The sequence below is a fragment of the Melioribacteraceae bacterium 4301-Me genome (assembly GCA_041538185.1).
GTDB classification, from domain to species: Bacteria; Bacteroidota; Ignavibacteria; order Ignavibacteriales; family Melioribacteraceae; genus Pyranulibacter; species Pyranulibacter aquaticus.
This window is the reverse complement of record JBGORM010000001.1, coordinates 387660-414516: the sequence shown is the minus strand read 5'-3', so window position 1 is coordinate 414516 and position 26857 is coordinate 387660. Positions and strand designations below refer to the sequence as shown.

At 32.2% G+C, this 26857-nt stretch carries 20 protein-coding genes; 8 read left to right on the top strand and 12 right to left on the bottom strand.

Annotated features, from left to right (window positions below):
• Positions 1-978: 978 nt before the first annotated feature.
• The gene (gene mgrA / locus ABRY23_01850) at positions 979-1977 is read right to left on the bottom strand and encodes an L-glyceraldehyde 3-phosphate reductase (protein MFA3781791.1); all 999 of its coding nucleotides are present in this window, start codon (positions 1975-1977) and stop codon (positions 979-981) included.
• 580 nt (positions 1978-2557) lie between these two features.
• The gene (gene tkt, locus ABRY23_01845; protein MFA3781790.1) at positions 2558-4582 is read right to left on the bottom strand and encodes a transketolase; all 2025 of its coding nucleotides are present in this window, start codon (positions 4580-4582) and stop codon (positions 2558-2560) included.
• 132 nt (positions 4583-4714) lie between these two features.
• Between tkt and ABRY23_01840 the strand changes: the two genes are divergently transcribed.
• Positions 4715-6010, top strand: a complete 1296-nt coding sequence (locus ABRY23_01840) for a glycerate kinase (GenBank protein ID MFA3781789.1) — start codon at positions 4715-4717, stop codon at positions 6008-6010.
• Between the two features lie 113 nt (positions 6011-6123).
• Here the strand turns inward: ABRY23_01840 and htpG are convergent, their stop codons facing one another.
• From htpG to tatA, 3 genes are all read right to left on the bottom strand, one after another.
• Positions 6124-8088 (bottom strand): molecular chaperone HtpG, encoded by a 1965-nt coding sequence (gene htpG, locus ABRY23_01835; GenBank protein ID MFA3781788.1) that lies wholly within the window; start codon positions 8086-8088, stop codon positions 6124-6126.
• Between the two features lie 144 nt (positions 8089-8232).
• Positions 8233-8697: an Hsp20/alpha crystallin family protein gene (locus ABRY23_01830; GenBank protein ID MFA3781787.1), complete on the bottom strand. Its 465-nt coding sequence runs from the start codon at positions 8695-8697 to the stop codon at positions 8233-8235.
• A gap of 244 nt (positions 8698-8941) precedes the next feature.
• Complete coding sequence (tatA, locus tag ABRY23_01825) at positions 8942-9178, bottom strand: twin-arginine translocase TatA/TatE family subunit (protein MFA3781786.1); 237 nt, start codon at positions 9176-9178, stop codon at positions 8942-8944.
• A 430-nt stretch (positions 9179-9608) separates the two neighbouring features.
• Between tatA and ABRY23_01820 the strand changes: the two genes are divergently transcribed.
• From ABRY23_01820 to ABRY23_01810, 3 genes are all read left to right on the top strand, one after another.
• Positions 9609-10943, top strand: coding sequence for an MATE family efflux transporter (locus tag ABRY23_01820; GenBank protein ID MFA3781785.1), 1335 nt, complete (start codon positions 9609-9611; stop codon positions 10941-10943).
• Positions 10944-11856: 913 nt separating this feature from the next.
• Positions 11857-12696: a universal stress protein gene (locus tag ABRY23_01815; protein MFA3781784.1), complete on the top strand. Its 840-nt coding sequence runs from the start codon at positions 11857-11859 to the stop codon at positions 12694-12696.
• A gap of 3 nt (positions 12697-12699) precedes the next feature.
• On the top strand, positions 12700-14382 hold the full coding sequence (locus ABRY23_01810) for a cation:proton antiporter (GenBank protein MFA3781783.1): 1683 nt from the start codon (positions 12700-12702) through the stop codon (positions 14380-14382).
• An 83-nt stretch (positions 14383-14465) separates the two neighbouring features.
• Here ABRY23_01810 and ABRY23_01805 read toward each other — a convergent pair whose 3' ends face one another.
• A complete protein-coding gene (locus ABRY23_01805) occupies positions 14466-15371 on the bottom strand; it encodes a DMT family transporter (protein ID MFA3781782.1) in 906 nt (301 codons plus the stop codon).
• 119 nt (positions 15372-15490) lie between these two features.
• On the opposite strand from ABRY23_01805, the gene ABRY23_01800 reads away from it, so the two are divergent.
• Entirely contained in the window at positions 15491-16354 is an 864-nt protein-coding gene (locus ABRY23_01800; protein MFA3781781.1) for a sulfurtransferase, read from the top strand.
• A complete protein-coding gene (locus tag ABRY23_01795) occupies positions 16344-16811 on the top strand; it encodes a SufE family protein (protein MFA3781780.1) in 468 nt (155 codons plus the stop codon). Before ABRY23_01800 ends, ABRY23_01795 begins: the two co-directional genes overlap by 11 nt.
• Positions 16812-16821: 10 nt before the next feature.
• Here the strand turns inward: ABRY23_01795 and ABRY23_01790 are convergent, their stop codons facing one another.
• From ABRY23_01790 to ABRY23_01765, 6 genes are all read right to left on the bottom strand, one after another.
• Entirely contained in the window at positions 16822-18693 is a 1872-nt protein-coding gene (locus tag ABRY23_01790) for a PAS domain S-box protein (protein ID MFA3781779.1), read from the bottom strand.
• Between the two features lie 26 nt (positions 18694-18719).
• Positions 18720-19160, bottom strand: a complete 441-nt coding sequence (locus ABRY23_01785) for a response regulator (protein ID MFA3781778.1) — start codon at positions 19158-19160, stop codon at positions 18720-18722.
• 3 nt (positions 19161-19163) lie between these two features.
• Entirely contained in the window at positions 19164-20942 is a 1779-nt protein-coding gene (locus ABRY23_01780; GenBank protein ID MFA3781777.1) for a PAS domain S-box protein, read from the bottom strand.
• Between the two features lie 745 nt (positions 20943-21687).
• Complete coding sequence (locus ABRY23_01775) at positions 21688-23082, bottom strand: NAD(P)(+) transhydrogenase (Re/Si-specific) subunit beta (GenBank protein ID MFA3781776.1); 1395 nt, start codon at positions 23080-23082, stop codon at positions 21688-21690.
• 8 nt (positions 23083-23090) lie between these two features.
• Positions 23091-23375 (bottom strand): NAD(P) transhydrogenase subunit alpha, encoded by a 285-nt coding sequence (locus tag ABRY23_01770; protein ID MFA3781775.1) that lies wholly within the window; start codon positions 23373-23375, stop codon positions 23091-23093.
• Between the two features lie 30 nt (positions 23376-23405).
• On the bottom strand, positions 23406-24551 hold the full coding sequence (locus ABRY23_01765) for a Re/Si-specific NAD(P)(+) transhydrogenase subunit alpha (protein ID MFA3781774.1): 1146 nt from the start codon (positions 24549-24551) through the stop codon (positions 23406-23408).
• A 209-nt stretch (positions 24552-24760) separates the two neighbouring features.
• Between ABRY23_01765 and ABRY23_01760 the strand changes: the two genes are divergently transcribed.
• Together ABRY23_01760 and ABRY23_01755 are read left to right on the top strand one after the other, a co-directional pair.
• Positions 24761-25348, top strand: a complete 588-nt coding sequence (locus ABRY23_01760; GenBank protein ID MFA3781773.1) for a TetR/AcrR family transcriptional regulator — start codon at positions 24761-24763, stop codon at positions 25346-25348.
• 48 nt (positions 25349-25396) lie between these two features.
• Positions 25397-26857, top strand: coding sequence for a TolC family protein (locus ABRY23_01755; GenBank protein MFA3781772.1), 1461 nt, complete (start codon positions 25397-25399; stop codon positions 26855-26857).

Genomic DNA, 26857 nt, shown 5'->3' with positions numbered 1-26857 from the left:
AATAAAATGGAAGCTTTAAGCCTTTTACTATTTTTATAACTCCATCCTGAAGAGGATACAATTTTTCCCTGTAATATTTCTCTGATGAACTCATACCTTTGTCTTAAAGAAGGATTTCTAATTTTTTCAATTAATTGTATTGTGAGATTTTCTTTTAACTAATCTATACTAAAAATATCAATTAGCTCATACCAGCTTAATCTTTCAAACAAACGAAGTATAATTTTCTCTTTCGTAATATACCCACTGCTACTTTTTTTCACCTATAGCAATCAAATAAATTACTTCAGGATCGATATTATAATCCTAAAAAGCTGATTTAATTTTCTTATATATTTCTTCTTTTGAAATCATAGTTAAGCATAAAAATAAATTTTATTACTTGTACTAATTAGAATGTTTGTCTATTCCTAAAACGTTTTTCAATCAAGGGTTGTGGGCATTTTTAAAAAAGTAATTTTACAATGAAAGAGTGTCATAGCGTTCTTCATTTCAGCCAAAGTCTTAATCCATAAGCAGATGAGCCATCGGCTCAGAGACGACCGAAGCAACCTCTATCAAAACAAATAAAACCGCCTTTGCGAGGGCGATAGCCCGAAGCAATCTCTGACAAAGATAAAATGGTTAAACCTTTGTTGTTGGAGATTACTTCGTCCCGACAAAAAACCTCGGAACTCGTAATGACAAAAAAAAAGAACCACTGTCGTTGCGAGGGAGCTTCATTGCACTTTCCATCAAGGCGACCGAAGCAAACTCTAACAAAAGAAATAAAACCGCCTTTGCCAAGCAAACTCTTACATAAAGACGAACGACTAAATAATTTTGTGTTGGAAATTGCTTCATCCCGACTTACTCCGTCGGGAGTCGTAATGACAGAAAAAGAGATTGTTCGCTTTTGGCAAAACCTCGTGAACGGGCTTCATCTTGATAATAACCATCGAGATTCATCCGCTTTACAATTTATAAGAAAGTCTGCAGTCAGCTTTTTAAAATATCATCTATCTGTTCTAATTCATGTTCACTAATTTCGAGATTCTCTATAGTTTTTACGTTTTCTTCAAGTTGTTTTACACTGCTTGCACCAATTAAGACAGAGGTTACTGTTTTATAGCGCAAATTCCAAGCAAGTGCCAATTGTGAAATTGTTTGTCCCCTTTGTTCGGCAATTTTTGCAAGCCTTTTTACTTTGTTCATTACCTCTTCTGTAACTTCTTCTTTTTTAAGAAAACCGTGTTTCTTCCCAGCTCTTGAATCTTTAGGGATACCATTAAAATATCTGGTTGTTAAGATACCTTGAGCCAATGGAGAAAAAGAAATGCAGCCTACACCTAAGTCCCACAATGTAGAAAGTAAATCTAGTTCCACCCAGCGGTTTAACATATTATATTTTGGTTGATGAATTAGAAGTGTAGTACCGTAATTTTTCAAGATAGAAAATGCCTCTTTAGTTTTTTCTGCATCGTAATTTGAAATTCCGGCATAAAGTGCTTTGCCTTGTTTTATAACTAAATCTAATGTTCCCATTGTTTCTTCTAAAGGAGTTTGAGGGTCGGGACGATGATGATAAAAAATATCGACATAATCTAAATTCATTCGTTTAAGACTTTGGTCTAAGCTGGCAACTAAATATTTCTTCGAGCCCCACTCACCGTAAGGTCCATCCCACATCAAATAACCAGCTTTAGTTGAAATTATTAATTCATCGCGATAGGATTTTAATTCGTTTTTAATAATTTTACCAAAATTAGCTTCAGCACTACCAGGAGGAGGTCCATAATTATTTGCTAAATCAAAATGGGTTATCCCAAGATCAAACGCTCTAAAAATTATTTTCTTAGCCGTTTGGAAGTCATCAACTCCCCCAAAGTTATGCCATAGTCCCAATGAAATCACAGGCAAAAGTATGCCGCTTCTGCCACAACGGCGATAAAGCATTTTCTCATAGCGGTGAGCGTTAAATTTTACTTTATCCATCATTAATTTTCCTATAATAATTTAAGGTTTTTAAAAAATTTAACAACCAATATAATTGTAAAACAAATCACACCAAAGCCAATTTATGAATTTCTTGTAAGAGATGAAAATCAATCACTGTTGTCCAAAATAATTTTGAAATCAAATCCCGAAGGGATGAATTACCAAATAAATTTAGAAAACTTCAAGATTTTGGACTATTCTACTTGTCTTGTAAATCAATCCCTATCTCGTCCCTACGGGACTTTTAACTTCAGTTTGATATTTATTTATTCTATAACTATATAATTCCTAAAGGGATTACATTGGTTTAAGGATAATCAAAGCTTTATTATCCCGTCAGGACAAAATATTTATAGGATAAAGAACAAAGAAATAGATTAAGTCCCTTTAGGGACAAAATAAAAAATATATTGGAAAGATATGTTTTTAGTAGAAGACTTTTTCATTTGCAAAAGTTGATAGTTTTGTACTAACTGTTATAACAAAGAAAAATTACTTTATTTAGCAGCTAATGTTTTTATTAAGAATCTATGACTTATTAATTTTACTCCCGTCAATAAAATATTAGTTTTTTATAGTATTAATTTGTCAATTTCAGCCAGTCAAAAATTTTATTTGCAGCTTTCTGTGGAGTAAATCCATAATAATCTGCTAAAATTTTATATGGAGCAGACTTACCAAAATCATTAAGGTCTATTCTTAAAATTTCGTTCCTAATTAAATCACCCCATCCTTGAGTAATTGCAGCCTCGATAACAACTACTTTAGAAGTTGATGGTATTAAGTCCTGTAAATATTCCTTTGATTGTTCTTTTAATAAATCTAAAGATGGCACAGAAACAACTCTAACTGAAAATTTGTCATGCAACAACTTAGCAGTTTCGGTTGCTAAACTTAATTCAGAACCACTGGCAGCTAACACTAATTCTGGCAAGTTTTCTTTTTCTTTAACTGCAATATATCCTCCTTTATAAAACAATTCGTAATTAAAATCCAAATTTCTAGTAACCGTACCGACTTTTTGACGAGTTAATATTATTGCAGTTGGGCCTGATTTATTATTCAATGCGTATGACCAAGCTGCTAATGTTTCGTAGCCATCTGCAGGGCGAATCACGATTAAGTTTGGAATAGCACGCAGCGCAGCCAAATGTTCAATCGGCTGGTGAGTAGGTCCATCTTCACCAAGGAAAATACTATCGTGTGTAAAGACATAAATTACTTGCAATTTTGAAAGTGCAGCAAGACGAATCGAACCTCTCATGTAGTCTGAAAAAACCAAAAATGTAGCGCCGAATGGAATAAATCCACCATACAAAGATAAACCATTCAAAATTCCACCCATTCCGTGCTCACGAATTCCAAAGTGAAAATTTTTACCTCCAAATTTGCCTTTTGATATACTTTCGTATTTTTTCATAAATGTACTTGTTGAAGGCGCAAGGTCGGCAGAACCTCCTACTACAAAAGGAATATAGTCAGCAATTTTTTGAATAACTTGACTTGAAAGTGAACGTGTCGCATTTTCTTTAAGCAAATCCTCCGTAAACAATAATTTTTCTAAGTTAGAAGGAAGTTCTTTATGAAGTGCTTTAATGAACTTTTTAGCTAATTCAGGGTATTTACTTTTCCATTCCACAAACTGCTTTTGCCATATTTCATATTCTGCTTTAAGTTCATTTATCCTCTTATCAAATATTTGTTTTACTTCTGGTGGTACGAAAAAACTTTCTTGATAATTCCATCCTAAATTTTTCTTTGTTAATTGCAATTCTTCTTCACCCAAAGGCGAACCATGAACACCGGCAGTATTAGCTTTGTTAGGACTGCCATAGCCAATTGTTGTTCTTGCAAGAATTAATGTAGGTCTATCTTTTTCTTTTTGCCCTTCTGAAATTGCATTATAAATTTGTGTGTGGTCTTGCCCATCTATTTTTACCGTATGCCAACCGTAAGCTTCAAATCTTTTTGCAACATCTTCAGAAAAAGTTAGTTCTGTATTACCTTCAATAGTAATATGATTATCATCGTAAATATAAATTATATTGCCTAAGCCTAAGTAACCTGCATACGAAGCAGCTTCGGATGCAATGCCTTCCATTAAATCGCCGTCGCTTACAATTGCATATATATAATGATTGCCAAAAATTTTAAATTCTTCCGTATTGTATCGTTCAGCTAACATTTTTGAAGCAATCGCCATTCCAATTCCATTTGCAAACCCTTGTCCCAAAGGACCAGTAGTTGTTTCGACACCTGGCAAGCAGCCATATTCTGGGTGACCAGGAGTACGACTGTTCAGTTGCCTAAATGATTTTAAATCGTCCAATGTTACATCGTAACCACTAAGATAAAGCATAGTGTAAAGCAACATTGAACCATGTCCCGCAGAAAGAATAAATCTATCTCTATTAATCCAGTCAGGATCTTTCGGATTGAATTTTAAAAATTTGGTCCACAAAACATAAGCAACATCGGCCATACCCATTGGCATTCCAGGGTGACCTGAATTTGCTTTTTGTACTCCTTCAGCACAAAGTATTCTAATTGTGTTAACGGCTAATTTTTCTATTTTTTCTTTAACCTCGAAGTCTTGGTTCCTCATAATTTTTTAACCTTTTATTTATTGATATTTCTTAAAGAGAAAAATAAAGAGTGATTTCTTTATTTTAACTTTGCTAATTTATCAAAACTAATGAACAATTATCTGGAAAAAACTTAACTGCTGGGAACAAGTATGAGAAAGGATCTTTTCACAATTATCTCGTCAGCAATAGAATCAGTAAAACCACATTCTATTATCAGAAATAATATTTTTATTGATAAAGCTAATCTTTTTATTAAAGGCAACGCATTTAACATATCTAACTACAAAAACATTTACGTTATTGGTTTTGGGAAAGCATCATCACAAATGGCTTTCGAAGTTGAAAGCATTCTTAATGATAAAATCAACAGCGGGTTTGTAGTAACAAATTATAATAATGCTCAAAAGTGCAATAAGATTGAAGTCTTTGAAGCAAGTCATCCAATTTTAGATGAAAATAGCTTAGAAGCTGGTAAAAAAATTATTGATTTTGTTTCTAAAACTACCAAGGAAGATTTAGTAATATGTTTGATTTCAGGCGGCGGTTCGGCTCTGTTAGAAAAGCTGCCTAATGACATTACGCTAAATGAATTTCAAGAAATTTCTAATTTGCTGATTAAAAGTGGCGCACCTATCCAAGAAATTAATGTGGTTCGACAATCTTTATCAGAAATTAAAGGCGGAAAGTTGCTTCAATACATCTTTCCGTCAGACTGCATTAACCTAGTTCTATCTGATATTATTGGCGATCCTATAGAGCTTATTGCCGGCGGCCCAACTGTCGCTCTTACAGAACAAAAATTAGATGCATTAGAAATTATTAAGAAATATAATTTACTAGGCCAAATTCCAGTCTCTATAAAAAAGTTACTCGAAAATTCTACAAATCAAAATGCAAGTAATATTTCCAATAAAGTTTATAATTATATCATAGGAAATAACGAAACAGCTATTAATTCTGCCAAGCAAAAAGCAATAGAATTAGGATATGAAATAATAATTGCAAAAAATAAAGTCGAAGGTGAAGCTCGTAATGTGGGGATAAATTTTGCACAGTTAATAAAAGAAAACATAACTTCAAAAAGTTTATCTAATAAACCAAAGTGCTTTTTGTACGGGGGTGAAACTACTGTAACTGTAAAAGGAAATGGTAAAGGTGGAAGAAATCAAGAATTCGTTCTGTCGGCTTTAATTGAAATGAGGAACACAGATTCTCCTTTTATTATTGCAAGTACTGGCACAGATGGAATTGATGGTCCTACCGATGCAGCTGGAGCGTTCGTTGACCAATTAATATTAAAAAAGATGGAAGAAAAAAAATTAAATCCAATTGATTACCTTTACAATAATGACGCTTACACATTTTTTTCTCAAGTAGGTGGGCTAATAAAAATAGGTCCTACTGGTACAAATGTAATGGATATTGCAGTAGGATTAACTATCTAAACCGAAAATATAACTTTGAGTAAGTATCACAAAGTTACACAAAGTTATTCACTAAGTTCCGCAAAGGAGTTTTATGTTTTTTAAAATTCAATCAGACTTTTAATGAAAGAGGATTAATTCAATTTCTCACCTTGTGACATGTTGTGATTACTTTGTGAAACTTGGTGTAATTCCAAGTACCATTCACTTGCCTGCTCCAGCATTTTATTTAATCGGGTTACAAGTTTATGGGGATCATCCAAATTACCTTCGAGCAAAAGTGCCGATTCATACAACTGTTCTGTAACATCAGCAATAAATTTGTCATCCGAATTATTCTTAAACAATTTTAAAAGGTTTCTAATTAATTTATGATTTGGATTGACTTCCATGATTTTTTTCTGTGGGTTAAATTCTTTATTTGTCATTCTTAGAATTTTGTTCATAGTAGAAGAAAGCCCGCCATCTTTGGAAACTAAACAAGAAGCACTTGTTGTAAGTCTGTAAGATTGTTTAACATCTTCTACTTTATCGCCCAATATCTTTTTCATTTTAGTAAGTAGGCTGCTAAAATGCATTTTGTCATCGCCGCTTAATTCTTCAATTTTTTCTTTATCAGTTTGACTTTCGAACTTTTCTAACTTAGCTGGCTCTACTGATTCTACTGATTTGAACTCATAATCCTTATATTTTCTTAATGAAGTAACAATAATTTCATCCACTGGGTCATACAGATACAAAACTTCCAGTCCTTTATCCTTGAATAACTCAAGATGTGGATCAAGCTCAATTCCCTCCCTACTTTGACCAACGGCATAATAAATTTCTTTTTGTTCAGCTTTCATTCTTGATACATATTCAGCTAAAGAAGTTAATTCATCTTTATTTTGGTTAAATGAAGAATTAAACCTAATTAACTCCAAGAACTTATCAGTATTTGAAAAGTCAGTATAACCAAGCTTAAAAATTTTACCATGTTCTTTCCAAAATGTTACGTACTCTGATGGAGAATTTTTTGAGGTCTCTGCAAGAAAATTTAGGACTTGAGACGTAATGTTCTGTGATATTTTTGAAAAGATAACATTTTCTTGTAGGGTTTCACGAGAAATATTTAAAGGTAAATCTTCAGAATCAACTACTCCTTTAACAAAACTTAAATATTCCGGCAATAAATCTTTATTTTTATGCTGAATTAAAACTCTTCTTACGTACAGATCTAAGCCATAATTTTCTCTATCGAACCAAAAGAATTCATCACTTTTCTTTGGAATAAACAAAAGAGAGTTAAATTGAATAGGCGCATCAACAGATTTGTGAATTACAAAGAGTGGGTCTTCATTATCATAGGTCAAAAATTTGTAAAATTCGTTGTACTGGTTCTGTGAAATAGAACTCTTAGGTTCCCTCCATATTGCAGAAATAGTGTTAATCTTTTCATTTTCTAAATAAATTGGGAATGAAATAAAATTAGAATGCTTTTTAATTATAGATTCAATTCTATACTTTTCACAAAATTCATGAGCATCATCTTTCAGCTTAATTTCAATTTTAGTACCTCTAGGCAATTCTTCATCAATCTCTTTAAGTTCGTATTCACCCAAACCATCAGACTTCCATTCAACTGCTTTGGCATCTAAGCGATAGGACCTGGTTTTAATGATTACTTCTTTAGCGACCATAAAAACAGAATAAAAACCAACACCAAACTTACCTATTATGTTGTTTGCAGTTACATTATTTTCTTTCAGCATTTTTAGAAATTCAGAAGTGCCGGATTTTGCAATAGTACCAATATTGGAAATTATCTCTTCTTTTGTCATTCCAATACCAGTATCGCTAATAGTGATAGTTTTTGAATATTCGCCACTTTGTGGTTTGTCTTTATCCAACGAAATTCTAATTTCAAGAGGTAAGTCTTTTTGATAAACTTCAGTTCCTTTGTTCAATTGAAATCTTAATTTGTCTAAAGCGTCAGACGAATTGGAAATTAATTCTCTTAAAAAAATTTCTCGACTTGTATAAAGCGAGTGAACTAAAATATCCAGCAGTTGTTTAATTTCAGCCTTAAATTCAAACTTTTCAGTTGTTGAACTGCTCATAATTCCTCCACAAATCTCAGTAAAAGTTGATTCAAAAATAAAAATAAAAAAATATGATTTCTTACTGATTCCTACTAAAATTAATTATACAAAAAAAAGAGCCTTTGCCTTAGCGGCAAAGACTCTTTTTCGAATAGAACTGAATTAACTAACTTTAATAGGAATTTCTTTTGGTTTAGCTTCTTCAGCTTTTGGAATTGTGATTGTGAGTTGACCATCCTTAAATTCAGCAGAAATTTTACCTTCCTTAATTTTATTAGGAAGAACAAAAGAGCGATAGAATTTACCATAAATTCTTTCTACACGATGGAATTTGTGGTTCTCGGTTTCTTTTTCTTGTTTACGCTCGCCGGTAATTATTAATTGTCCATCATCGTAAGAAATTTTAACATCCTCTTTCTTAACACCTGGCAAATCGAGTCGTACTACAAAATTATCGTTATCCTCATAAATATCAGATAGCGGTGCCCATACAGCATTTTCTAAATCTTCGTTTCCATTACCGGCAATATTAAAACCGAACCTGCTGTCAAAGTTACGGAAAAGACGGTCAAACTCACGTTCAATTTCTACTAAATCTCTCATTGGATTCCATCTTACGAGTTTCATAGTTACCACCTCCTTTTTTATTTTTTCATGCTTAACCACTACAAACAAACGTGCCAAGAATTTCTATCCGAATAAGTTATTTTATTTCAATAGGTTACCAACAAAAGTGTGATTATTCTTTACCTTTGAATTTTAGACAAAAATTAAGACAAGAATTCATCGATAAGACAATAAGTAAAATTGATTCAGACAATTTTTCAGAGAAGAAAAATTGCAGAAAAGAAAGGTGGTCTGTTAAATCAATTTAGGATTTGGTTTGTTCATCAATTTTTTTTTCTTCGGCAATTTTCTGCTCTTCAATTTTTGGTTGTTCTATTTTGGAAGGCTTCTCTTCTTCATCCGTTCCTTGAAGTGCCTTTTTAAATAGACGTATACCCTGTCCCATTCCCTTTGCAATTTCGGGAATTTTCTTGCCGCCAAAAAAAATTAGTATGACCAAAAAAATTAGTATTAATTCCATTGGACCAATATTTTCAAACATTTATTTCCTCGTGATGTTAAAAATTTATTAAAATTATTTCCACTTGCTGGATGAATTTGTTTATTCAAAAAATTTTTTATCCTATAAGTTTTATCAACAACATGCAAATAAGTAAATTAAGTGTAATCCCTAATTCAAGTAAAAATACTAATGCTAAATTAACTTATTATAATATCTTAATAAAGAGAAAAATAAATCAATGTGCTTTGTGTTTTCTTAGTATATCTATAATATTACTAATAAGCATCCGCTAAATAAAACGCTTCTCTTAGTTTAATAACAAATGCTAATGTTAAAAATTCTCAAAGAAAGTTCAACTGTCAAGATTTGCAACATAACGTCCAAATTATTTGGAATAAAAAAATTTGTATTAAGTTCTAAATCTATATTTTAGATATTATAAAATTGTTTTTACATAAGACGATTAATAATGAGCAAGTTCAAGAAACATATATTAGAAACAATAAAGCTCTCAATCCCAATTTCTCTTGGTCAAGTGGGACATATAATGATGGGGGTTGTGGACAGCATAATGGTAGGTAAAGTTGGGACTGACTCACTTGCTGCAGCTTCTCTGGTTAATGGTTTATTTTTTCTAATTCTTGTTTTAGGAATAGGGATGTCGACTGCACTTTCGCCATTAATTGCAATGTCGTTAGGAGCAAACAAACCAGAAGAATGCGGTAAAACGCTAAATAATTCTTTATTTGTTAATATGGCTTTTGCCATAGTGTTAATGACGTTAATGTTTATAGTTTCGCTTTTAATCCCCTATTTAAATCAGCCTACAGAAGTAGTTAAATTAAGTCAGTCTTATTTACAAATACTTATTTTGTCTATTATACCTTTCTTATTATTTCAAACCTACAGACAATTTTTGGAAGGATTATCAATTCCAAATCCACCTATGTTAGTAGCAATATTAGCAAATTTGTTAAATGCTTTTTTAAACTGGATTTTTATCTACGGAAATCTTGGCGCTCCAGCTTTAGGTCTTTTTGGTGCTGGATTATCTACAACTCTAACACGTACTACAATGGCTTTTTCATTGATGTTTTATGTAATCAGTTCAAAAAAATTCTTTAGTTACTCGCCTCAAATAAATATTAAAGTATTAGATAAGAAATTAATTACAAAAATTATTCAAATTGGATTACCAAGTGGATTTCAATTTTTTATGGAGATGGGAGCTTTTTCATTTGCCGCTGTAATGATTGGATGGCTGGGCTCTACTCAGCTTGCAGCTCATCAGATTGCAATTAATCTTGCTTCAATTACATACATGATAATCTTGGGTATTTCTTCTGCTGGGTCAATTAGAGTTGGAAATGCAGTTGGTAAAAATGATAAGCAAGAAATTCGTTATGCCGGCTTTACTGCCTTAGGTTTAGCAATTACATTAATGTCATTTTTTGGGCTGTCGTTTGTTGTATTTAGAAATTTATTGCCGCATATCTATATTAATGACCCTAAAGTAATTGATATTGCATCTCAACTTTTAATAATTGCGGCTATGTTCCAAGTTTTTGACGGTAGCCAAGTAACTGGGCTTGGTATTTTGCGGGGTTTATTAGATGTACGAATCCCTACCATCATGAGTTTTATTTCTTATTGGATTATAGCAATCCCAGTTGCTTTGCTCTTAGGTTTTGGATTAAAGTTAGGAATAATTGGTATTTGGACAGGACTTTCATTAGGCCTTGCAGCACTTGCTGTTTTTTTAACAAGCCGTTTTGCCATAAGAAGTAAAAAAGTTTTAAGCTAAGAGTTGACCTAATTAATAAAAAGCTTTTGCCGCTTTTACTACATTTCATGCATTGTCCAAAATATTTCTTCAGAGCAATAAAAAACAAATATTATGTTTACTGCAAACAATTTTTATTGATTTGAACCCAACAAAGTTATTCATGCATGCACACAAGAGGTGTTATAGTACGATGATGTGAACCTTTGTACCTTCGAGCCTAGTATTCCCAAAGAATATTCCCAAAGAAGAGTACACAAAGTTTGGACGTGAACTTAGAAAAAAAATTTATATGAAATAAGCTAATCCACAAAGTGGTTAATTCTAAAAGGCTAAAAGTTCTACAATAAGCTTATGTTACTAAGATTATGGCAGGATAAATAAAGTGCTATTATTCATTTAGCAAAATTAAACATAACTAATAACGATTTTTGGAAAATTCACATTAGGGTTAAAGATTGCTTTGTCCTATAATCCTGAAAAAAGATAATTTTTCCCTCTCTAAAAATGACATATTTTTTTGTGTCACTGAAAATTGGAAAAGACCTTATTAAAAGAAATAAACCTTAGTAACAAATCTACTCATAAAAAACCATAACCTTATTAAGATGTGAGGTGTTGTCCAAAACACTTCTTACAGCAATGAAAAAGTAAATATCAAGCCTAACTTTCTAACCCCCTTCTCTTTGCAAAAGAAGGTCGACAGACTTCGTCGGACTCTGACGAGTGGAATAGAGGGTGAGCTATTTACAAAAATCATATACATACTACAAATTCACACGAGAAAACAAAATTATTTTTAGATAAATATGTTCATTTCAAAAGAACTATGACGATAGTACAAAAAAATATTTTTACAAGAATTATCTAAATAGAAATTTTGGGTTAAATTTCTCTTTTTGTAAATTGTAAATAAAAATAAAAAAGCAGAGAAATGATTTTTAATAAGATCGGATTAGCAATCACATTTTCACCAAATGCATTACCGCTGCTTCAGGCAGCAAAGCGCTTGCAAGACTTGTTCAATGCCAAATTATTTTTAATTCATGTTGGAGAAAAAACAAGTTCAAAAGAAGGACTAATGTCAAATCTGTTATTTAAAGCAGAGATTCAAAATAATTATGAACTAATATGGCAGGATGGTGAACCAACAAAAGTTATATTGAATCTCAGTTTTAAAAAAGAAATTGACTTACTAATTGCTGGTGCACTTGAAAAAGAAAATATTTTAAAATATTACATTGGCTCTGTTGCAAGAAACATTATGAGAGAATCTCCATGCTCTGTTTTAATTTTAACCGGTCCTTCTTTTGGAATTAAGCCATTTAAAAAATTTTGTGCATTAGTACAGTATACACCTTTAGGGGAATATGCTATTAGCACAGCATACGAATTTGCAAAACTTGAAAACGCAGATGAGTTCATTCTAATTAAGGAATTTGATATTCCAGGCTTAGCAATAACAATAGCTGACACTGGCTCAATAAATGAAGCTGAACAAAAAAGAGCCGATTGGCAAAAAGAAGAAGAGTTAAAACTAAAAGTATTTGCAAATGAAATAAACTTACACGAACTAAACGTAAAGACAGTTTGTATTTATGGCAAACAAGGATGGGCTTCAAGTAATTATGTTAAAGAAATTGGTGGTGATTTGCTAATTGTTCCCTCTCCCACTAAAAAGTTAAAACTCTTCGATAGAATTTTTCAACATGATTTAGAATTTATACTCCAGCAGCTACCTTGTGCTTTACTTATAATCAAAAGGAAAGAATAAATAATGCATTATTCTCCTAATGAAATTGTAATATTTTTTTTAAGCATAAGCTTATTGCTTTTTTTTGCCCGTGTAATTGGCGAGACTATGCAATATATAAAACAGCCAATTGTTATTGGAGAAATAATTGCAGGCATTGTTTTAGGCCCAACTATTTTTGGCTCTATTTTTCCTGCAATGTTTAATGAATTATTTAACAGTTCACAAATTGCAATGACCGCCCTTGAAGGAATTATAATTCTTGGTGTTGTTATGCTACTGTTAGTATCCGGATTGGAAATTGATTTAAGTCTTGTTGTTAGACAAGGAAAAGCAGCTATGTTAGTCAGCTCAGCCGGAATTTTATTCCCATTTACAATTGGATTTTTTATTGCTTATTGTTTCCCAGAGTGGATGGGCATTAAAGATATTAACATGAGATTTGTATTTGCATTATTCGTTGGCATTTCTTTATCGATAACATCTTTACCAGTTGTAGCACGAACACTAATGGACTTGAACATTTATAAAACAAAAATTGGTTTAATAATCATTACCTCTGCAATGTTTAATGACCTTGTAGGTTGGATAGTTTTTTCCATTATTCTCGGGATAATTGGTCAAAATTCACATCCAATTGATTTACCAACTCTTATTATCGTACTTTTTTCTTTTATTATGTTTATGCTATTAATTGGCAGAAAAATTATTAATTTTTTGTTCCCCTACATTGAAAAAGTTACTACAAGTCCGGGTGGTGTTTTAAATTTTATTTTTGTAATGGGATTTCTTGGAGCAGCATTTACAGAGTATATTGGCATTCATGCAATATTTGGCGCCTTTATAATGGGAATTGCAATTGGCGATACAGTTCATTTAAAAGAAGAAATAAGAGAAGTAATCCAGCAATTTGTAACAAATATTTTTGCCCCTCTATTTTTTGTCTCAATAGGTCTTCGCGTAAACTTTATTGATAATTTTGATTTAGGAATAGTAAGTATTTTTCTTTTTCTTGCTTTTGTTGGTAAAATTGTTGGTTGTGGTCTAGGTGCTTACTGGGGAGGAATGAGCAAAAATGAATCCCTTGCAGTGGGTTTTGGTATGAATTCACGCGGGGCTATGGAAATAGTACTAGGAACTATTGCCTTCCAGGTTGGACTTATCCACGAAAAAGTATTCGTTGCTATTATAATAATGGCTCTTATTACTTCAGTAGTTAGTGCCCCTATGATTAATTTCTTCCTAAAAAGAAGTAGACAACTTTTAACTTTTTTAAGTCTCTTAAAACCCGAAAATGTTTTTTTCACAAATTCATCATCAAAGCAAGAGGTAATTAGTCAATTATGCCAAACTTTAGCTAATCAATATAAATTAGACAGCAATAAAATTTTTAATGAAGTTATGGCAAGAGAAAAATTAATTTCTACCGGACTTGAAAACCACTTAGCAGTACCACATGCAAAAATAGATGTTAAAGACCCGCTTGTTGCAGTAGCTATCCACAAAAACGGGATTGAATTTGAATCTTTGGATGGTCTGCCAGCAAAAATTATTGTCTTGTTAATTACTCCTAAGAATGATGCTGAATTACAATTAAAGCTTTTAGCCGAAATTTCTAAACAAATGAACAATATTGAAAAAATAAATAAACTTGTAGATTCTAAAGATGTTAACGATTTTATCTCTAAAATGAAATCCCTACCCTAAATTTTAGAAAAAGTGTTTTACTTGATGCAGACGCATATTATTATTTACTTGCCGGATTTCGTTAAAACTATCCGATTACAATTTTATGTTGAGCTAATAAAATTTATTTTAGATACTTTAACAATACTTATTATCATTACAAGTAATCCTGTCCATTGCACAATATCTAGCATATTACCGTGCAAAATATAATCTAATAATATTGCGGTCATAGGAAAAGTTAATTCACAAATTGTTGAAACAGAAGCGGAAATTTTTTTTAATCCATAGTAATATAAAAAAATTGCAGCACCGCCTGTTGTAAATGCAATTAACAGAAAAATTAGCCATTGATTATTTGAAACAGTTGTAATCGAAGTAATTTTGCCAGTAGTTGATACTATCAAGAGCATAATTAAAGAGGCAACCAAAAATCTTAAGTAAGTGCCTAAACCAAAACTAACATTTTTTAATGCCCGCTTGCTCAATACAGTTGATGAACCAAAACTAACAGCAGCAAATAAGGATAAAGCTGCAGCTATAGTAGTTTTATTGCCAGCATTAAAATTTGGAAGCTCTGCACCAAAAGTCATAAAGTATGCTCCAATTATGGCAAATGCAGCCCAAATAAAAAAACTAACTGGTAACCTCTCTTTCAATACTATTGCTGCCAACAAAAGTGCAAAAACCGGTTGTAATTTTTGAATTAATATTACTACTGAAAGGTTCACAAAATTAACATAAAATAAAGCCTTTGTTATTGCAATTGTACCTAATGCACCCCCAAATAAACCAACCGCGAAAAAAGCTAACCAGTCCTTTAATTTTAGTTGTTTTATTAAATCAATTTTCTTTAGAAAAAAAGGAGAAAGCATCAATGCAACTATAGAGCTTTCAATAAAAACAACCAAAACAACAGGCAAATTGTAAAGTGACGGCCTCAGCACTACACCGTCTACTCCCCACAAAGCTGCAGCTATAGCAACAAAAATAGGGGCAAATCTATTCATTGGACATTCTTTCTTATTTTTATATATTATATCTGTAATTTGACTCCAAAAATATAAATATATTTTTTTCGTTCATAACCAACCGATTTTTTTTACAACAATTTTAGAAAGGATATTATATGAAAAACATAGATGAAAGAGGCTATGCCTCACCGTACAAATTGGTGTCAACCGATTGGGTCTTGGAACATATTAATGACCCACAAATAAGAATTGTAGAATCTAATGAAGATGTTCTTTTATATTCATCGGGACATATACCCAGTGCTGTCCAAATTGATTGGACAACAGATTTGAATGACCAAGTTATTCGGGATTATTTAAATAAAAATCAATTTGAAAAATTAATGTCGAAAAATGGTATATCCAACGATACAACAGTTGTGTTTTACGGTGATAAAAACAACTGGTGGGCTTGCTATGCATTTTGGATTTTTCAGCTTTTTGGCCATCAAAAGGCTGTTATAATGGACGGCGGCAGATTAAAATGGGAAAAAGAAGATAAACCATTAACAAAAGAAATTCCTCAATACCCGCCTACAACATATACAGCTTTAGAAAGAAATGACCATGATATTAGAGCTTTTAGAGATGAAGTCTTAAGTCACGTTAACCAAGGACTGCCACTTGTTGATGTTAGAAGTCCAGAGGAATACACTGGTCAACGACTACACATGCCGGATTATCCTAACGAAGGTGCTTTAAGAGGAGGTCATATACCAGGCGCAGTAAATATTCCATGGGCAAAAGCAATAAATCCCGAAGACGGCACTTTTAAGACAGCTGAAGAACTAAGAAAAATTTATGAAGTTGATAATCACTTAAGACCAGATGATGAAATTATTGCTTATTGCAGAATTGGTGAAAGAAGCAGCCACACTTGGTTCGTTCTAACTTATTTGCTGGGTTATAAAAATGTAAAAAATTATGATGGCAGCTGGACCGAGTGGGGAAACTCCGTTGGTGTGCCAATTGAAAAATAACCTTGAGATTATGATACCAAAAAAATTACAAGAACTAATTTCATTTTTGAATTCATTGCCTGACCAGCAAGATAGAATAAGTACGTTAATTGAATATTCAGAAAAATACAAACCTGTTCCGAAGGAAATAGCAACCGAACCTTATAATTTGGAAAATAAAGTTGAATACTGCGAGTCTGGTGCTTATGTATGGACTGTAAAAAAAGACGACAACAAATTCAACTTTTATTTTTACGTTGAAAATCCGCAGGGGGTATCTGCAAAAGCCCTTTGCGGTATTTTTTCAGAATGTCTAAATGGAGAACCAGCAGAAAATATTTTCGATGTTGAAAATGATATTATATTTAAAATATTTGGACAAAGTTTATCAATGGGTAAAAATCTAGGATTAATTGGGATACTGCAAATGATTAAGAGCCAGGTAAAAAATTTATTGAACTCTGACGGCAAAAAGTGAAGTTTAACATTTAACTTGGGAAAATTAGAGTAAAAGTAGTGCCTTTGCCCTTTTTGCTTTCTACATTAATATTAATATTATTTAATGTGCAGAACTTTTTAACAATTGCCAGCCCTAGACCTGTACCTTCATATTTTCTCGTATAGCCTTGTTCTTCTTGAGTAAACGGCACAAATAACTTCTCTTTGTATTCTTCAGAAATGCCAATGCCTGTATCTTTTATTTTTACTAAGACGTTTTTGTTTTCGTTTTGCTCTATAGTTACAACTACATTCCCCTTAGGAGTATATTTAATTGCATTATCTATTAAATTACTTAGAATTTGTTTTACGCTGTATTCATCCGCAAATATACTTGCGTTCTCTATGTTCTTTACAAGCGAAAATTCTAAATTTTTTGCTTCGGCTTGTGATTTAAACTCTGCAAACAATTCAATTAATAAAATATCGTATAAGTCAAATCTTTTTGGTGAAGGTTTATAAGCACCAGTTTGTAAATCGGCCATGTTTAGTATAGAATCGATAGTTCGAATTATTCTTTTACCAGCCGAATCAAATACACTAAAAGTTGCCAATGTGTCTTCATCAATAAAATTTCTTACTTCATTTTTTATGAATTCGCCAAAACTTAAAATCACGTTTAATGGTGTTCTTATCTCATGAGAAATTTGAGCTAAAAATTCGGATTTAATTTTATCTGAAGACTCAGCTTTTTCTTTAGCAGCAATTAATTCTTGTTCGTATTCTTTTATTTTGGTTATATCGGTTATAGTTCCAATGTAACCCTTAACGTTGTTATGTTCATCTAATTCGGGTACTGCCTGTCCCATTACCCAAATAATTTCATCTTTATCATTAATAAATCGATATTCAACAACAGAGGTTCTTTTACTTTTAACAGCATCGTTCCACTCATTTACGACTCTATCTTTATCTTCCGGATGCAACGCTTTAAGCCATCCATAACCTAAGGCATCGTTTTCGTTAATTCCAGATAAATAACACCATCTTGGATTTACATAAGTTGTATAACCATCAGCTCGTGTCATAAATATTCCTACTGGAGAAGATCGAGCAAGTGTATGAAACAATAATTCGCTTTCTCGAATTTTTTGTTCAGCCTTTTTCAATTCGGTTATATCGAACAACGTTCCATGAATAATTTTTTCCTTATTTTCTTCATCTTCTAATATTCCAATATTCTCTATAACATTAATTAACTCACCGTTTTTTTTCTTCAGTTGAAGCTCATAATTTTTTACTTCACCACGATCTAAAAGAATAGTAATCAGTTTTTCTCTTTCCTCTGGTGAGACATAAAATTCTCTTGCGTTATGCTTTTTCATTTCTTCTGGCGACTGATATCCCAGCATCTCCGAATAAGTCTGGTTAACTTCAAGCAGTGTACCATCAATTTTAGAACTAAACACAGCGGCTAAACTTTTTTCAAAAAGTAAACGATATTTCGCTTCGCTTTTTTTAAGAGCTGTCTCAGCTTCAATTCTTAATTGCCTTTCCTTTCTTTCTTCGATTGCCCGTTTAATAGCCGGTACAATTTTATCAGGATAATTTTTTAGGATGTAATCCGTAGCTCCAAGTTTAAGTGTCGATATGGCAATTTCTTCGCCCACAGTGCCAGATATAAAAATAAATGGTATATCATGAGCCTCAGCTAACATAACTTTTAATGCTTCAATTCCATTAAACCTTGGCAGTTTGTAATCCGAAACAACTACATCTGGATTGAATTCTTTGAGTGCTCTCTTAAAATTTTTTTCATCTGCAACAACTTCAAGTTGATAATCAAGAGAAGCTTTCTTCAAGTATCGTTCAAAAATTTCAACATCGTACGGGTTATCTTCTAAATAGAGTATCTTAATCATTTAGCGCCCTTCTGGTAAGTATTAAATTAAGATGGTTTTTTATTTAGAATCAGCCAATAATACCCTAATTTTGATATTTCACTTACGAAGGAAGTAAAATCAACAGGTTTAACAATAAAGCTGTTCACGCCTAATTTATAACTTGCAATTAAATCGCTTTCTTCCCGCGAAGAAGTTAAAACAACTACAGGAATAATCTTAGTTCGTTCATCAGACTTAACTTTTTTCAATATTTCCAACCCGCTTACTTTTGGTAACTTCAAATCGAGTAAAATTACTTTTGGACTTTTGTTTATATTTCTGCCAGAATAACTACCTTCAGCAAAAATATATTCCAGAGCTTTTTCACCATCGTCAATTACCAAAATATTATTAGCAAGGTTAAATTTTTTCAATGCTCTTATTGTCAGCTCCGCATCAGTTGGGTTGTCTTCAATTAACAAGATTTCTACTTCATTATTATTCATTTTTTAATTCACCTCATTTTTAGGAATTGATAAATAAAAAACAGCACCTTCATTTAATTTGCTCTCAGCCCAAATTTTACCTTCGTGCATCAATATAATTTTTTTGACCAGGGCTAATCCAACTCCAGTGCCTTCAAACTCTTTTTCAGTATGTAGTCTTTGAAATATCCCGAAAAGTTTATCGTAATACCTCATATCAAAGCCAGCGCCGTTATCTTTTATATAAAAGACATTTTCATTTTCGCTGGAATTAGCTCCCACTTCGATAATTGCATTTTCTTTTTTGCTTGTATACTTAATTGCATTAGATAGCAGATTAGTAAAAGCTTGTTTTATCAAGTTTGGGTCAGCATAAATGTTTGGCAGCTTATGAATGTTAAACTCTATCTTTCTATGAGTTTGGTCAATCATTAAGTCATTAATTATAGAATTAATCAGCAAGTTAGTGTTAATCTCGCTCTTAAAAAGTGATTGCTTGCCAAGTCTAGAAAATGCGAGCAAGTCATCAATTAACTTACCCATACGACTTACATTAGTACCGATTATCTCAAGCAATCTTCTTCCTTCTTGATCTAATTTATCGTAATAATCTTCAAAAATAATTTTACTGAATCCGTCTATTGCTCTTAGTGGTGCTCTTAGATCATGTGAAACACTGTAAGTAAAAGATTCCAATTCCTTATTTGCAGCTTCCAGTTGTGCGGTGCGTAGTGATATTTTATTTTCAAGTTCACGATTGAGATTTTGCAATTCTAACGAGAGCTTTTTTCTTACTGAAATATCTTCCACAACTACTATCATGTGTTTAGGCTGTGCTTTCTCATCTTTTACTACAGAGACAGCCACATTTACCCAGATGGTTGACCTATCTTTTTTAATATATCTTTTTTCGGTTGTATAACTTGTTATTTCACCTGACAAAATTTTATTTATGTAGTCGTAGTGTGTTTTTAAATCTTGAGGATGGACAATATCGGGAAATGACAACGAACAGATATCTTTTTCATCATATCCTAAAATTTCACAGAGCTTGTAATTAGTTTTCAAAAACTTTCCATCTATTGAAACAATAGCCGCACCAACAGCAGCTTGTTCAAAAATAGACCTAAATTCTTCTTCACTTTCTTTTAATAAATTCTCTGCTTTTTCTCTCGCTTTTATATCTGCTCTTAAAAATAAGCTGAATAAAATTACAATAACAAGGTTTAAAAAACTGCCCAGCACAATAACATATTTCGAAATTGTAAGCTTATCATTAACTGAGGATTTGATTTTTTGCAGATTTAATTGTTCTTCAAATCTAATTTGGTTAATATCTTCTTGAATTTTATCTAAAGCTAATTTCCCTTCACGTGACCTAACCGCTTTAGCAGCCTCTTCAAAACCTCTTTCTTTTCTTAAATGTATGATGCGATTATAAGTATTGATTAACCTATCCACACTTGATCTTAATATATCACTCCATTTGTCATTTGAGTCTTCACTCGCAATAAGTTTATCATATTCATCTAATTTCTTTTTTACCTCAACAATAGTTTTATTAAACAACATTAAAAATTCATCATCGCCAGTTATTATATAACCGCGCTCAAATCTTTGAAGGTCTATCAATGTTAATTCAATTGCATCTAATTGCTTATTGATATCATTTACATGATTAGTAGTTTTCAATTCTTCGGTATAACTATGAAAGCTATAGTATGAGGTTATACTAACTGCAAGAACAATTGCGAATCCTAATGAGAGTACTAAATATATCTTTCTTGTGAGTGACAAAACCATAAAATGATTTTTTTACAAAAACTCTCCATTTATTTATGGAATAAGAAGTATTTCGGCTGGTAAATACTTGCAAGGATGTATTAACAACTACTCAAATTGTATTAATGGAACTCGAATATCATTACATATTAATTCTAATTTCACAAGTTGTCTTATTTTTAGTGGAGTAATATATCTTTTTAGAAACATATATACAATACCAAATTGTGCAGCTAAAATAAAAATGGAATGTAACTTATCCCAATTATGCAATATCATATAAAAAAATAACTTTGTCCTTGTATATAAAAGAAGACGCAGAAACTTGCTTGCTGCAAGCATGGTCATTTTTCAATAAGCTAATAAGGTCTGGTTCGCTTTTTTTTGTTCATGTTACTAAGGTGGTAAAAAAAGGATAAGGTATTTTTAGAATTCACCCACGATGAGAATTCACCACTTCCGAAAATTCGCCACTTCGTGGGTGGGTGGTGGATAACCACACTTAGTGGTAAGTGAACCTTAGCAACAAGCCACAAGTAAAGGTGAACATATAATTCTCTAAGGCAAATGCTGGGTCTATTATAATTGTCGGTTAGTCAAATTATTACTAAAAGAAGTTTATTTTAAAGTTGTTTTTAGAGAAGAAGAAACAGATAAATATTATTTGAAAATTGAGGCTGCCTCAAAAGCAAAATTCTTTACGAACTTATTATTGAATCATTACTTCTGAGGCAGCTCTGTTAAATAGTATGTTTATAAAGACGATCTACAGATTTTTAATTTCGTGAGTCAACTTAGTAATAGCATCCTTAGCATCGCCAAAATACATTAAAGTATTTGGGTAAAAGAACAATTCATTGTCAATTCCTGCATAGCCAACATTAAGTGACCTCTTATTAACTACAACAGTTTTAGCATAATCAACATTTAGGATTGGCATTCCATAAATTGGGCTTGATTGGTCGTGTCTTGCAGCAGGATTAACAACATCGTTTGCGCCAATAACAAGAGCAATATCGGTATTAGAAAAATCGTCATTAATATCTTCCATTGCGAAGCACTTTTCATAAGGTACTTGAGCTTCGGCTAAGAGCACGTTCATATGTCCAGGCATTCTGCCAGCTACAGGATGGATTGCAAATCTGACTTTTTTACCCTTAGCTTCGAGAGCATTTACAAGATCTCTAACTGCATGTTGCGCTTGAGCAACTGCCATTCCATAACCTGGCACAATAATCACACTTGATGCAGCATCAAACAACATAGCAAGTTCTTCGGCGTCGACTGATTTTACTTGTCCTTTTGGAGATTCGGCAGTTGAAGACGAACTCGATGCCCCTGCAGATTCCCAACCGCCCAACACAACATTCATTAACGAACGATTCATTGCTTTACACATTATATTCGTCAATATAATTCCGGATGCACCAACTAACGCACCAGCAATAATTAATTCATTATTTCTCAAGACAAATCCAGTCATAGAACCAGCCAGACCTGAATAAGAATTAAGAAGAGAAATTGCAACTGGCATGTCAGCGCCGCCTATTGGCAGCACTAATAAGACACCAAGTATTAAGGACACAATTGCAATTATAATTACAAGCGAACCTTTAGTTGGGTCAATTACAAAATAGGCTCCACCTGCAAAAACACTTAAAAGCAGAAGTAAATTAATTGGATGCTGCAATGGATATTTAACAACCCTGCCAGTTACTAACCCTTGCAACTTACCAAAAGCTATTAACGAACCAGTAAATGTGACCGCTCCTATAAGAATACTAAGAATAATTGTAATATTTGTTTGAAGGTCACCCGTAAACTGAATAAAATTTTGAATCTTGTAATACTCTGAAATTGCAACAAGCATTGATGCACCACCGCCAAAACCATTTAACAAACCTACCATTTGAGGCATACCCGTCATAGGTGTTTTATAAGCCATAATAGAACCAGCAAGCGCACCAATAATAAATCCAATTATAATCCATTCATAAGTTAATACATTCCTATCAAGCAGTGTTACAACTATGGCAATAAACATACCAACAGCAGATAAGAAATTTCCTTGACGTGCAGTTTTTGGTGAGGCTAATTGTTTAATTCCAAAAATAAAAAGTATGGATGAAATTAAATAAGAGATTTCTATGATTACACTCATTGTTCATCTCACTTTTTTTTGAACATTTTTAACATTCTATCTGTTACTAAGTAACCGCCTACCACATTGATAGTGGCAAAAATCATAGCAATTAAACCAAGTATTGTGCTTACTGTAAATTCTTGTAAGCCAGCTGATAATATCGCTCCAACAATTGTAATACCTGAAATTGCATTTGAGCCAGACATCAATGGTGTATGAAGCGTTGGCGGAACTTTAGTAATCAACTCAAAGCCTACAAATATAGCAAGCACAAAAACGTAGATTAACATTAAAATGCCAGTACCTTCCATATTTATTATCCTTTTTTTATTTGAAAAATTTTATAACAAGGCTTTTGTCCTTTCGTGAATAACTTGTGAGTCTTTTACAATAGTAGCACCTTTCAAAATCTCATCTTCCATGTTAAAATTAAACTTACCTTCTTCCTTCGTAAAATATTCAATAAGATTATAAAGATTTTTAGCATACATTTCACTTGCATGATAAGGCACTAAACTTGGCAAGTTTGGTTCGCCAACAATTGTTACGTCGTGTTTTACAACAGTTTTACCTTTTTCACTTATTTCACAATTACCGCCGAACTCTACTGCCATATCCAACACAACTGAACCTGGACGCATATTTTTCACCATTTCTTCAGTAACTAATATCGGTGCTTTTTTACCGGGAATTAAAGCGGTAGTTATAACAATATCGGCTTCAGTCACATGTTTAAAAATTATTTCTTTTTGTTTTCTTAAAAACTCTTCTGACTGCTCTTTTGCATAACCACTAGCATCCTGCATTGATTCACTGGTTGGCATATCAATAAACTTACCGCCCAAACTTTCTACTTCCTGTTTGACTGCGGGACGAACATCAGAGACTTCAACAACGGCGCCAAGTCTTTTTGCTGTACCCAAAGCTTGTAAACCTGCTACGCCAGCACCCATTATTACAACCTTTGCTGGTGAAATTGTGCCCGAAGCAGTCATCATCAAAGGAAATATTTTCTTTAAATGATTTGCTGCTATTATTACACTTTTATAACCGGCAATATTAGATTGAGAGCTAAGGGCATCCATTCTTTGTGCTATTGTAGTTCTGGGTATTGCATCCATCGAAATAACATTAATACCCAATTCAGCACACTTTTTAGCTAATTCGGGGTAATGGAGGGAATACATAAAAGTAATCAATAAAGTGCCTTTCTTCATCAGCTCCAATTCGTGTTTTTTTAAGGTAGGATGCTCAGTTGGTCTTTGCACTTTCAAGATAATATCAGATGAGGAATATAGGTCATTTACGTCACTTAGAATTTTGGCACCAGCGCTCTCATATTTTTCGTCGGGGAATCCAGCATTAATCCCTGCCCCTTTTTCAACTAAAATTTGGTACCCCTTTTTAATATACTTTGGCACTACATCCGGCACAATTGCTACTCTGTTTTCGCCGGAAGCTACTTCTTTTGGAACTCCAATGACCACAATTTTTCTCCTATACAATTATAAATTCGAAATCAAAATTAGCAATATTAAACTTTGCAGCCAAATAAAAGATTGAGATAATAAGCAGTGAAAAAGCAAGATTAAGTGCAAAATTTGGAAAGTATAAAAAAAATTTTTGTTGTATTGACTTTATATTTAATTTTTATTTATTTTTGAATCGTTATTCATTAATAATTTCTTTAACGAAAATGAGAGTTAAAGAAGGGAATAAAGAAAAAGATATTTTGGAAGCAGCAATAAAAGTCTTTGCAGATTATGGTTATCATAAAGCCAAAATATCAAAAATAGCAGAATTAGCAAATGTAGCCACAGGAAGCGTCTACATTTATTTTAAAAATAAAGAGAGTATACTACTGCAAATATTCGAAAAACTATGGCAAAAATTGTTTGTGGAATTAAAATCAGTTGCTGAAAACACTGCTATCTCTCCTATCGAAAAAATTGATGCTATGATCGACCTTGTATTTGACATATTTACAGAAAATCCATCATTAGCAGTTGTTTTTGTTAACGAACAAAACCACTTAATTCAATCTACTAACCAAAAATTTACAAAATACTACGATATGTTTTTAGACCAAGGCGAGCTAGTTATAAAAGAAGGAATTAAACAAAATTTGTTTGATCCAAATATTGATTTATCAGTATTTCGTCACTTTATATTCGGTGCTTTGCGAAATCTTCTTCATCTTTGGGCTAAAGATCAAAATAAATATTCACTAAATAAAATAAGAAGAAATGTGAAATTTTTAATTAAACATGGAATACAAAAATAATTTTTTTTGCTTTATTAATGAATTATGGTTCATTATTCAATGAGGAATATGATGAAACTAATAAAGAAAATTTCCCCTTTCTTAATAATAGTCCTATGCAACAATTTAACTTTTGGACAAACTTTATCATTATCCGAAGCAATTAATATTGGACTTAAGAACAATGATAAAATTAAGCAGTTCTATGAAAGATTTGCTCAAAAAAAATTTGATGATTTATCTTCTTATGGAAACTTTTTACCGTCAATAATGCTTGAAGGAAATTTTACTCATCTAAATCAAGAACTTAATATAGATCTAAACCCAATTAAAGAAGTAATAACCAATCTTCAAGCTAAAAATCAAGTCGAGCTTGCTAATATTTACAACATTTTAAACAATGGTAACCCTCTTCCTATAGAAATTAAAAACAATATATTCTCTCAAACACTAAGCACATTAAATAGTACAATACCTTCATTTGAAGAAACTTTCAAAAAACAAAACTATTGGACTGCTACGCTTTTTATTACACAGCCTTTGTTTTTAGGTGGAAAATTAATTGCTGCAAAAAATTATGCCACAGCCGAAAAAAAATCGGCTGAGATAGAATTAACAAAAGTAAAAAATGAAATAGAAAGCGAAATTATAGTCAATTATTTAAGAGTACTGCTACTCAATAATGTTGTAAAAACAAGAGAAGAAGTTTTAAATGGAATGCGAAACCATGAAAAAGAAGCTAAAAAATTGTATGATGAGGGGTTAATTGCTGTCAACAACTACCTGCGTGCAAAAGTAGCAGTAGCAGAAGCTGAAAATAATTTATCAACAGATAAAAACAATCTAGAACTATCATGGATAATACTAAAAAAATCTTTAGGCATAGACCAAAATACTTCTTTTGTGCTTACTGACTCACTTGTTTTCAAAGAAATCAAAGATTCTGTTAATGTATTCAAACAAAACGCTTTTGAAAGCCAACCACTACTAAAAATAATTCAAGAAAAAAATATTGAAGCTAATCAAAATTTTAGTATTGCCAGGTCAGAATTTCTACCAAAAATTGTCGCTTTTGGAAAGTATGAGATGTATCCTCAATATTTATCAAGTTTAGAACCACGCTGGGCTGTTGGGATTCAGTTTAACCTAAATATTTTTAAGGGATTTAAAGATTATCTCAATTTACAATCTGCTAAACATCTTGAAAATGAATTAAAGTTCTTAGAATCGGATGTTAGAAAACAAGTTTCTTTATGGATCGATAAATCGTACAAGGACATGCAAAATGCAAAAACGAGATATGAAAAACTTAGTGTGACCGAATCACTTGCATTAGAAAATTTAAAACAAAACGAAAAAAGATTTGAAGCTGGAATGGCAACTTCGCTTGAAGTAATTGACGCACAACTTTCATTAGAAAAAGTGAAAGTTGATCGCTTAAAATCACTTTTTGACTACTACGAAACACTAAGTTCATTGTTTCTTGCTGAAGGTAACCCTAATAAATTTTTAAGAATCTGGTATGAATAG

Bases quoted from the DNA above. Each gene is read 5' to 3' on its own strand.
- mgrA (MFA3781791.1), bottom strand. From the start codon at position 1,977: ATGATGGATAAAGTAAAATTTAACGCTCACCGCTATGAGAAAATGCTT.
- tkt (MFA3781790.1), bottom strand. From the start codon at position 4,582: ATGAGGAACCAAGACTTCGAGGTTAAAGAAAAAATAGAAAAATTAGCC.
- ABRY23_01840 (MFA3781789.1), top strand. From the start codon at position 4,715: ATGAGAAAGGATCTTTTCACAATTATCTCGTCAGCAATAGAATCAGTA.
- htpG (MFA3781788.1), bottom strand. From the start codon at position 8,088: ATGAGCAGTTCAACAACTGAAAAGTTTGAATTTAAGGCTGAAATTAAA.
- ABRY23_01830 (MFA3781787.1), bottom strand. From the start codon at position 8,697: ATGAAACTCGTAAGATGGAATCCAATGAGAGATTTAGTAGAAATTGAA.
- tatA (MFA3781786.1), bottom strand. From the start codon at position 9,178: ATGTTTGAAAATATTGGTCCAATGGAATTAATACTAATTTTTTTGGTC.
- ABRY23_01820 (MFA3781785.1), top strand. From the start codon at position 9,609: ATGAGCAAGTTCAAGAAACATATATTAGAAACAATAAAGCTCTCAATC.
- ABRY23_01815 (MFA3781784.1), top strand. From the start codon at position 11,857: ATGATTTTTAATAAGATCGGATTAGCAATCACATTTTCACCAAATGCA.
- ABRY23_01810 (MFA3781783.1), top strand. From the start codon at position 12,700: ATGCATTATTCTCCTAATGAAATTGTAATATTTTTTTTAAGCATAAGC.
- ABRY23_01805 (MFA3781782.1), bottom strand. From the start codon at position 15,371: ATGAATAGATTTGCCCCTATTTTTGTTGCTATAGCTGCAGCTTTGTGG.
- ABRY23_01800 (MFA3781781.1), top strand. From the start codon at position 15,491: ATGAAAAACATAGATGAAAGAGGCTATGCCTCACCGTACAAATTGGTG.
- ABRY23_01790 (MFA3781779.1), bottom strand. From the start codon at position 18,693: ATGATTAAGATACTCTATTTAGAAGATAACCCGTACGATGTTGAAATT.
- ABRY23_01785 (MFA3781778.1), bottom strand. From the start codon at position 19,160: ATGAATAATAATGAAGTAGAAATCTTGTTAATTGAAGACAACCCAACT.
- ABRY23_01780 (MFA3781777.1), bottom strand. From the start codon at position 20,942: ATGGTTTTGTCACTCACAAGAAAGATATATTTAGTACTCTCATTAGGA.
- ABRY23_01775 (MFA3781776.1), bottom strand. From the start codon at position 23,082: ATGAGTGTAATCATAGAAATCTCTTATTTAATTTCATCCATACTTTTT.
- ABRY23_01770 (MFA3781775.1), bottom strand. From the start codon at position 23,375: ATGGAAGGTACTGGCATTTTAATGTTAATCTACGTTTTTGTGCTTGCT.
- ABRY23_01760 (MFA3781773.1), top strand. From the start codon at position 24,761: ATGAGAGTTAAAGAAGGGAATAAAGAAAAAGATATTTTGGAAGCAGCA.
- ABRY23_01755 (MFA3781772.1), top strand. From the start codon at position 25,397: ATGATGAAACTAATAAAGAAAATTTCCCCTTTCTTAATAATAGTCCTA.